The sequence below is a fragment of the Streptococcus sp. E24BD genome (assembly GCF_041807825.1).
GTDB lineage: Bacteria > Bacillota > Bacilli > Lactobacillales > Streptococcaceae > Streptococcus > Streptococcus entericus.
On sequence record NZ_JBGTZB010000008.1, the window covers coordinates 54,017 to 63,518 of the forward strand.

The window sequence follows — 9,502 nt, forward strand, 5'->3', positions numbered from 1 at the left end:
TGCATCAACTTTGACTCATCCATAGGCTTGAACCGTTATTCTCCCAACACCCCCTCTACCAGCAAGACAATCATCTATTCAGCTGTCAGAATTGTTAACAACTTATTAGCCATTTTCGGTGAGACGAGCATATGAATTGATGAAGCCGTGTTAGCTGCGACACGGGTTAGAATTCCAAAGTTATCGTTATTGCTTTTTTCCAAAATAAAAAACAAAAACACCTTGAAAATTCTGAATATTTAGTGTAAAATGGTCAGCACATTATCTAAAGGAGTATGTATGAAAAAATATCTATTGGCCTGCCTAACAGCTCTATTTTTGGTTTTTAACACCAGATCAACAACTGTTTTGGCAGAAGAAGATGTCCTACGAGTCGGCATGGAAGCAGCTTACGCTCCCTTTAACTGGATCCAAAGTGATGACAGCAACGGTGCAGTCCCAATTGATGGCACCAACCAATACGCCAACGGCTACGATGTCCAAGTCGCCAGGAAAATTGCTGACAGGATGGGCAAAAAATTGGTCATCGTCAAAACCTCTTGGTCTGGCTTAATTCCAGCCCTGACATCTGGCAAAATCGACCTCATCATCGCAGGCATGAGTCCCACCGAAGAGCGAAAACTCGAAATCGACTTTTCAGAGAGCTACTACACTTCCGAGCCTGTCCTTGTCGTACGCACGGACAGCGACTATGCAAAAGCGACCAGTCTAGCTGACTTTGCAGGGGCGAGGGTGACCTCCCAGCAAGGGGTCTACCTCTACAACCTTATTTCTCAGATTGAGGGCGTCTCCCAGCAGACTGCCATGGGGGATTTTGGTCAAATGCGCCAAGCTCTCCAGTCTGGGATTATTGACGCCTATGTCTCTGAGCGACCAGATGGAATTTCGGCCCAATTGGCCTCTAAAGACTTCACCATGGTCTCTCTCAAGGAAGGGTTTGAAGTTAGCGAGTCCGATGTCGCTCTGGCAATTGGTATGCGCAAAGGCGATAAAAACCGCGAATTGGTCAACCAAGCCTTAGCAGATTTCCCAGCTGAAGAGCAGACCAAGCTCATGGACAGTATGATTCCCCTCCAACCCATAGAAGAAATTATCGAGGAGAAAGTTTCCTTCTTCAATCAGGCTTGGAACATTTTCACAGGCAACTGGAAAGCTCTCCTTAGCGGAACAGGCATGACCCTGCTCATCTCTATCTTAGGCACCATCTTCGGTACAATGATTGGTCTTGCGATTGGGGTCTTTCGTACCGCACCAAGAGCGATCAACAAGGCAGCCCGCCTTGCCCAGCAAATCGGCAACTGGCTCATCCACATCTATGTCGAAATCTTCCGTGGCACCCCAATGATTGTTCAATCCATGGTCATCTATTATGGTACCGCCCAGGCCTTTGGTCTCAACCTTGACCGAACTCTCGCTGCCATTTTCATCGTCTCTATCAATACAGGAGCCTATATGAGTGAGATTGTTCGCGGTGGTATCCACGCCGTGGACAAGGGGCAATTCGAGGCGGCGACCGCTCTTGGCTTTACCCATCACCAGACCATGAAAAAAATCGTTCTTCCACAAGTCATTCGTAACATTCTGCCATCAACAGGGAACGAATTTGTCATCAACATCAAGGATACCTCTGTCCTCAATGTCATCTCCGTAGTCGAACTCTATTTCTCTGGAAATACCGTCGCTACACAAACTTACCAATACTTCCAAACCTTTGCGGTTATTGCGGTCATCTATTTCATCTTGACCTTTACCGTGACCCGTATCTTACGCGCCATCGAAAAGCGGATGGACATGGATGAATATACCACAGGAGTCAACAATTATTGAAGAAACATGTTATCACACTACTCCTTGTCCTGCTTTTACCTTTATTAACCGTCAAAGGCAGTGCATCTGATGATGAATTTTTGCGCATCGAAACTGATGCCGCATACGCTCCTTTTAGCTGGACCCAATCAGATGCCAGCAACGGTGCTATTCCCATTGAAGGCACCAATCAATACGCTAACGGTTACGACATTCAGGTCGCTAAAGCCATAGCAGAGCAGTTAGGTAGGAAACCCCTTGTGGTTAAAACCAGCTTTACAGGTCTGATTCCTGCTCTTACTTCTGGCAAGGTTGACCTGATTATCGCCGGTATGAGCCCGACTGACGAACGTCGCTTACAAATTGATTTTTCAGAGACCTACTACCGCTCAGCACCTGTCTTAGTTGTTCGATCAGATAGCCCTTACGCTCAAGCTAAGCAGCTCAGCCATTTTGCAGGAGCAGCTATCACCTCCCAACAAGGGACCTACCTTTATGACCTTATCTCACAAATTAAGGGTGCCCACCAAGAAACAGCCATGGGGGATTTTACCCAGATTCGGCAAGCTCTCCTTTCTGGTGTTATCGATGCTTATGTGACTGACCGCCCTGATGGTATCGCCGCCGAAGTTGCCTCACCCGAATTCAAAATGATTGTTCCCGAAGATGGTTTTGAGGTGAGCGCCTCTGATGTCGACCTAGCAATTGGAATCCAAAAAGGCAATGATACACTCAAAGCAACCGTCAATCAGGTCTTGGCCAATACCCTTAAAGACCAACAAGCACTGATGGATCAAGTTGTCCCTTGGCAACCATTGGTTGAGACCGACGCCGATAGCCAACCAAATTTTATCCAGCAGATGCGACAGATTTTAAAGGACAATTGGCAAACCTTTCTTAGTGGTACAGCCATGACCTTGCTCATCGCCATTACAAGCACCGTTATCGGTACTAGCATTGGCTACGGTATCGGTGCTTTCCGTACAGCTCCTAAAGCCAATCACCCCCTACTAGCTATCTTGCAAGGGCTACTGGGACGGTTGATTACCATTTATGTTGAGGTCTTTCGAGGGACCCCGATGATTGTTCAATCTATGGTCATCTACTACGGCACTGCCCAAGCTTTTGGGGTAGACTTAAACCGGACATGGGTAGCAATTTTTATCGTAGCTGTCAATACAGGGGCCTACATGAGTGAGACCATCAGAGGAGCCATTCTAGCTATTGACAAGGGACAATTCGAGGCAGCAACTGCGCTTGGCTTTACTCATGGCCAAACCATGACAAAAATTGTGTTACCACAGGTTTTTCGCTATACCTTACCTGCTATCGGTAATGAATTCGTTCTCAATATTAAGGACACCTCTGTACTCAATGTGATTTCAGTGGTGGAGCTCTACTTCTCTGGAAATACGGTCGCCACACAGACCTATCAATACTTCCAGACTTTTACCCTAATCGCTATCATTTACTTTATCTTAACCTACACTGTGACTCGTCTCTTGCGCCACCTTGAGCAGCGCTTGGATGCTGATGACTACACAGGAGGTATGACCGTATCAATCGGAGGGACACATGACTAAGCCAATTTTAGACATCAAACAACTTGAAAAATTCTATGGACAGAACCAGGTGCTCAAAGGCATTTCACTGACGGTACAAGCTGGGGAGGTCATCTCCATCATCGGCTCGTCAGGTTCTGGAAAATCCACCTTCTTGCGTTCCATCAACCTTTTGGAAGAACCGACAGCTGGGGATATTTTATTCCATGGCAAAAATATTGCAGACACTGACTTTGACCTTCACACCTATCGAGAAAAAGTCGGCATGGTCTTTCAGTCCTTCAATCTCTTTGACAACCTCAATGTCTTAGAGAATGCCATCGTCGCCCAGACCACCGTCCTCAAACGTGACCGATTAGAAGCCGAGGCCATCGCCAAAGCCAATCTTGAAAAAGTCGGCATGGGCGAGCAGTACTGGCTAGCTAAGCCCAAACAGCTCTCAGGTGGACAAAAACAACGGGTCGCTATCGCCCGTGCCCTCTCTGTTGACCCCGAAGCCATCCTCTTTGATGAGCCAACCTCAGCCCTTGATCCTGAAATGGTCGGCGAAGTACTCAAAACCATGAAAGACTTGGCACATTCTGGCTTGACCATGATCATCGTAACCCACGAGATGGCCTTTGCCAAAGAAGTCTCTGACCGTGTCATCTTCATGGATAAAGGTGTGATTGCGGAAGAAGGCACACCTCAGCAGATTTTTGAGAACCCTCAGGAAGAACGCACAAAAGAGTTCTTACAACGCTTCTTGGGGAGCTAAGAAAATAGATAAAACAACAATATCACCTCGCGTCTGAGACGAGGCGATTTCTTATTGCCAGCTTTTTCGTGAATGATTTGATGATATCATCCCTCGTCCGGGTCGTCGTTCAACATGCCAGCAGCATTTACTTGACCAGAATAATCTTGGATTTTTCCAGCAGAATAGAGTATAATGAAAAATAGAGATTTTTAGAAAGGTCGATATCTTGTGAAGTTCTCTCGTTTACAACTCAGCTTAATTACCCTTAATCTTATTGGTGTTATTGCCATCAGCTATCTCCTTGTCACCCGTCAGCAAAGTCTACCAGCACTCTTCAAACAAGTAATTGTCAATTCCCGTACCTCTGCAGACTTACCTTCTTCCAGCTCAGAAATATCAACTGAACCTATTCCCAGTTCAGAAGGAACAGAAACATCTGCTTCCAGTTCAGAAGCACCAACCGTCTCTGACCCCACTCAACTCATGCCACAACATAACCATAATTACGCTGCCAACGACTATGCTTATGATATCAAAGATATTCAGGCCTATCTCAAGGGAGATAAGCCTTATGATGGTCAACCGCTTGTTTTTATCACGATTGATGACGGTGCAAACCATGACATAACACCACGAGTCTTAGATCTTCTTAAAGAGCATCAGGTACATGCGACCTTTTTCCCAATTGGTTCTGAGGTCACTCCAGACAAGGCAAAACTCTATCACAGACAAATCAATGAAGGACACGCGATTGGACTCCATAGTTATAGTCACGATTTAGACTTACTCTACCCTGGTCGTGTCCCAAATGTTGATCAAATCGCCTTTGAAGCCAAGCAAGCAGATAAGGCATTTAAGCGTGTCCTGGGGATGAAATTCCAAACGCACGTCTGGCGCTACCCAGGTGGAGCCTTGTCTTGGCAAGGGCTTGATGCTGCTCACAGTCGCCTCGCAGATTTAGGTCTGATTTGGCTAGATTGGAACGCCAGTTTAGGGGATGCCGAACCAACTTATCGTCGACCTCAAACTGTTGATGAGATGATTGCCTTTCACGCTAAGTCACTGGAAAAGTACCCACAGTCCCCCCAGCAGTTAAAAGTGGTTCTTCTCCACGATGCCCCAGATAAAACCCTCACCCTAGAAACACTGCCACACATTATCCAATATTACAAGGATAATGGCTATACGTTTGGAGTATTGCACTAATGACTACTATCCCCATCCAGCCTGGCGAACGTATCGACCAGCTGTTCTCTACTGATGTCAAAATCATCCAAAACCGCGACGTCTTCAACTACTCGGTGGACAGTGTCCTCCTCTCACGCTTCCCAAAACTCCCCAGCCGTGGCCTCATCGTTGACCTCTGCTCTGGTAATGGAGCAGTTGGTCTCTTTGCTAGCTCCCAAACTCAGGCACAGATTATCCTCGTGGAGTTGCAGGAGCGGTTAGCGGAAATGGCTGAGCGCTCCATTCGGCTCAACAACTTGACCGACCAAGTAAGTGTGATTAACGATGACCTGAAAAACCTGACGCAACACATCAAACCATCGCAGGTTGATTTGATTGTCTGCAATCCACCCTATTTCAAAGCTACAGAGACCTCCAAAAAAAACCTCAGCGAACACTACCTGCTGGCCCGTCATGAAATCACCACCAACCTCGATGAAATTTGCAAGGTCAGCCAACAAGCTCTCAAATCCAACGGCAGACTGGCTCTAGTCCATCGACCAGACCGTCTTCTGGAGATTATTGATACCCTCAAGCAGTATAAACTGGCTCCCAAGCGCATCCAATTCATCTACCCCAAAGCAGGCAAGGAAGCCAATATGCTCTTGATTGAGGCCATCAAAGACGGTTCGCTGGAGGGCATGCGGATTTTGCCACCACTGATTGTTCATCAAGACAATGGTGACTATACTGATGAGATTCGAGCAATTTACTATGGACACTAAAGCCTACATGTATGTGTTAGAATGTGCTGACGGTAGCCTCTACACAGGCTACACGACCGATCTTTACCGTCGCCTCAAAACCCACAACGCAGGCAAAGGCGCCAAATACACTAAAGCACGCCTGCCCGTCAAGCTCGTCTATCACGAAAGCTTTGACAGCAAGTCAAAAGCCCAGTCCGCTGAAGCACTCTTTAAGCGCAAAACACGGCAAGCCAAGCTAGAATACTTAGCTCATCAAGAGCAAACTTGGAAACCGTAGCAGAAACTTGCAGGAAAATTTTCCTAGTGATAAAATGGGTATATAAAAAGGAAGGAGACTGTTATGACACAGTATAAAAACTACGTCAATGGCGAATGGAAAACATCCGCTAACGAGATTAAAATCTATGCCCCAGCTTCTGGTGAAGAACTTGGTTCAGTGCCAGCCATGACCCCTGAAGAGGTTGATTATGTTTACGCCTCTGCCCGTGCTGCCTTGCCAGCATGGCGTGCCCTATCTTATGTTGAACGTGCTGCTTACCTACACAAAGTCGCTGATATTTTGGTGCGTGATGCTGAAAAAATCGGTCTGGTCCTCGCTAAAGAAGTAGCAAAAGGCTATAAATCAGCAGTATCTGAAGTTGTTCGTACAGCAGATATTATTCGCTATGCCGCAGAAGAGGGTGTTCGCCTGTCAGGTGAAGTGCTTGAAGGCGGTAGCTTTGAAGCAGCCAGCAAGAAAAAAATTGCGGTCGTTCGTCGCGAACCTGTTGGTTTAGTTTTAGCGATTTCGCCATTTAACTACCCTATCAACTTAGCAGGTTCTAAGATTGCCCCTGCCCTTATCGGAGGGAACGTGGTTGCCTTCAAACCACCAACCCAAGGGTCTATTTCAGGTCTTGTTTTGGCTGAAGCTTTTGTAGAAGCTGGTATCCCAGCTGGTGTCTTCAATACCATCACTGGTAAAGGTTCTGTCATCGGTGACTACATCGTTGAACATCCAGCGGTTAACTTTATCAACTTCACAGGCTCAACACCAGTCGGTGAGCGTATCGGTCGCTTGGCGGGTATGCGCCCAATCATGCTAGAACTTGGCGGTAAAGACTCTGCTATCGTCTTGGAAGATGCGGATCTTGCCGTGGCAGCTAAGAACATCGTGGCTGGTGCCTTTGGTTACTCAGGGCAACGTTGTACAGCGGTGAAACGTGTCCTTGTTATGGAAAGCGTTGCAGATGAGTTGGCTGAATTGGTGCGTGAACAAGTGCTTAAATTGACTATAGGTGATCCGTTAGAAGATGCGGATATCACGCCATTGATTGACACCGCTGCTGCTGATTTTGTTGAAGGTTTGGTTAAGGATGCTGCAGACAAAGGAGCAACAGCCTTGACAGACATCAAGCGCGATGGCAACCTCATCTGCCCAATCCTCTTTGATAAGGTGACAACTGATATGCGCTTGGCTTGGGAAGAGCCGTTTGGGCCAGTTCTGCCATTCTTGCGTGTCAAATCTATCGAAGAAGCAATCGAGATTTCCAACCAGTCTGAGTATGGTTTGCAGGCGTCTATCTTCACACGTAACTACCCACGTGCCTTCTATATCGCTGAGAAATTAGAAGTCGGAACCGTTCATATCAACAACAAAACGCAACGTGGAACAGACAACTTCCCATTCTTGGGTGCTAAAAAATCAGGTGCTGGTGTTCAAGGGGTGAAATACTCTATCGAAGCCATGACAACTCTCAAATCAGTTGTGTTTGACATTGAATAATAACTTAAAAAGGAGGCTCTATAATTTTTGTAGTGGTTAAATCCACCTCGGAGATTATGGAGTCTTTTTGAGTATGAAAAAAGCCCATATGACCTATAATGAAAAGCGACTAAATTCACATTAGAAAGACTCATATGGAATAAAGAACTAGTCAGGGGAGTGACTAGTTCTTCCCGAGCTCTAAAATAGAAAAAGCGAGGATTTTATCACAAACCTACTCGGAATTAAAGACCCTAATATCACTATCTTGGAAGTTGTGGACACTAGAAGCCACAAGGAAGTCATCGCTANCTTGGAAGTTGTGGACACTAGAAGCCACAAGGAAGTCATCGCTAAGCTGGACTACCCTGCTCCAAAATGCCAACATTGCCAGGGGCAGATGACTAAATATGACTTCCAGAAACCATCCAAAATCCCTTATCTTAAGTGTGCAGGGTACAAGACACTCATTCGCTTGCGAAAGCGACGCTTCCACTGCCAAAAGTGCGGGAAAATAGCTGTCGCAGAGACATCCTTGGTCAAGAAAAATCACCAGATTCCCGTCATTCTTCATTAGAAAATTGCCCAGAAACTGATTGAGAAAGTAGCCCTGACCGCTATCGCTGAGAGCCTTGCGGTATCAACCTCAACCGTTATCCGAAAGCTAAAGGAGTTCCAGTTCAAGACAGACTTGACCTGCCTCCCAACTAACATGAATTGGGACTCAAACAGTCCAGTGGACTGTTTGAGGTAGGAGCCTGAAAATACAAAAGCGACTAGTTGAAGCAGGAAAGGCAAAATGAGCTTTATCGCACAGGACTTTGATTCGCTTAACATTGTGACAATCCTAGACGGTCGAACCCAAGCCACCATTCGCAATCACTTTCTACGCTATTCTAGAACGGTCAGAAACCGTGTCAAGGTCATCACCATGGACATGTTTAGTCCGTATTACAAGTTAGCTAAACCCCCTCGCTCTCCCGTTTTCAAGCTCGGGCTGAAACAGTCTCTCCCCAGACTGTTTCACTCCCAAACGCCAAAATCGTCCTCGCTCGTTTCCACATCTCGCTTTCAAATTTCTTAGCCCAAGGCTAAAATAGTCCACTGGACTATTTTACTCCAACACATGAGCAGGGCCATGAACAGGCTACGTGTCCAGGTAATGAATCAGTTTGACAGAAAATCCTATGAATACAGGATCTTCAAACGCTACTGGAAATTGATACAACAAGATAGTCGAAAGCTCAGTGATAAACGGTTTTATCGCCCGACCTTTCGCATGCACTTGACCAATCAGGAGATTGTCGCTAAGCTGCTTGGCTATTCTCAAGAACTGAGAGAACACTACGATTCTTTATCAACTCCTCTTGTTTCACTTCCAAGAAAAGCAAGCCGAACAGTTTTTTGGGCTGATCGAGGAGACGATTTCGAGCGTCAATCCCATCTTTCAGACGGTTTTTAAGACCTTCTTAAAGAATAAAGACAAGATTGTCAACGCCTTGGAACTGCCTTACTCAAACGCTAAACTAGCGGCGACAAACAACCTTATCAAGGTCATTAAACGGAATGCTTTTGGGTTTCGGAAGATAAAAATTGAATCGGTTACACTAAACTAGACAGAATTTATAAAGTGTTCTACACTAAAGAAAACAGGAGAACTCTATGTCTAGAAAAATCCGTCGTCAATTTAGTGATGACTTTAAGCAACAAATTGTTG

The 9,502-nt window shown here is 46.0% G+C and carries 7 protein-coding genes and 1 pseudogene; all 8 read left to right on the plus strand.

Features of this window, described 5'->3' with window-relative positions; genetic code table 11:
• The first annotated feature begins 279 nt into the window (after positions 1 to 279).
• A complete protein-coding gene (locus ACERC5_RS03160) occupies positions 280 to 1,827 on the plus strand; it encodes an ABC transporter substrate-binding protein/permease (RefSeq protein ID WP_373658378.1) in 1,548 nt (515 codons plus the stop codon).
• Complete coding sequence (locus ACERC5_RS03165; protein ID WP_373658377.1) at positions 1,824 to 3,389, plus strand: ABC transporter substrate-binding protein/permease; 1,566 nt, start codon at positions 1,824 to 1,826, stop codon at positions 3,387 to 3,389. The genes ACERC5_RS03160 and ACERC5_RS03165 overlap by 4 nt, the downstream gene beginning before the upstream one ends.
• Positions 3,382 to 4,125 carry an amino acid ABC transporter ATP-binding protein gene (locus ACERC5_RS03170; RefSeq protein WP_373658376.1) on the plus strand — a complete coding sequence of 248 codons (744 nt, stop codon included), beginning with the start codon at positions 3,382 to 3,384 and terminating at the stop codon, positions 4,123 to 4,125. Before ACERC5_RS03165 ends, ACERC5_RS03170 begins: the two co-directional genes overlap by 8 nt.
• A 210-nt stretch (positions 4,126 to 4,335) precedes the next feature.
• Positions 4,336 to 5,313: a polysaccharide deacetylase family protein gene (locus ACERC5_RS03175; RefSeq protein WP_373660151.1), complete on the plus strand. Its 978-nt coding sequence runs from the start codon at positions 4,336 to 4,338 to the stop codon at positions 5,311 to 5,313.
• Entirely contained in the window at positions 5,313 to 6,059 is a 747-nt protein-coding gene (locus tag ACERC5_RS03180) for a tRNA1(Val) (adenine(37)-N6)-methyltransferase (protein ID WP_373660152.1), read from the plus strand. Before ACERC5_RS03175 ends, ACERC5_RS03180 begins: the two co-directional genes overlap by 1 nt.
• The gene (locus ACERC5_RS03185; RefSeq protein ID WP_373658373.1) at positions 6,049 to 6,318 is read left to right on the plus strand and encodes a GIY-YIG nuclease family protein; all 270 of its coding nucleotides are present in this window, start codon (positions 6,049 to 6,051) and stop codon (positions 6,316 to 6,318) included. The genes ACERC5_RS03180 and ACERC5_RS03185 overlap by 11 nt, the downstream gene beginning before the upstream one ends.
• A 63-nt stretch (positions 6,319 to 6,381) precedes the next feature.
• Positions 6,382 to 7,806, plus strand: coding sequence for an NADP-dependent glyceraldehyde-3-phosphate dehydrogenase (locus ACERC5_RS03190; protein WP_373658372.1), 1,425 nt, complete (start codon positions 6,382 to 6,384; stop codon positions 7,804 to 7,806).
• 205 nt (positions 7,807 to 8,011) lie between these two features.
• Positions 8,012 to 9,401, plus strand: a pseudogene (locus ACERC5_RS03195) (transposase).
• Positions 9,402 to 9,502: the final 101 nt, after the last annotated feature.

Bases quoted from the DNA above. Each gene is read 5' to 3' on its own strand.
- ACERC5_RS03160 (WP_373658378.1), top strand. From the start codon at position 280: ATGAAAAAATATCTATTGGCCTGCCTAACAGCTCTATTTTTGGTTTTT.
- ACERC5_RS03170 (WP_373658376.1), top strand. From the start codon at position 3,382: ATGACTAAGCCAATTTTAGACATCAAACAACTTGAAAAATTCTATGGA.
- ACERC5_RS03180 (WP_373660152.1), top strand. From the start codon at position 5,313: ATGACTACTATCCCCATCCAGCCTGGCGAACGTATCGACCAGCTGTTC.
- ACERC5_RS03185 (WP_373658373.1), top strand. From the start codon at position 6,049: ATGGACACTAAAGCCTACATGTATGTGTTAGAATGTGCTGACGGTAGC.
- ACERC5_RS03190 (WP_373658372.1), top strand. From the start codon at position 6,382: ATGACACAGTATAAAAACTACGTCAATGGCGAATGGAAAACATCCGCT.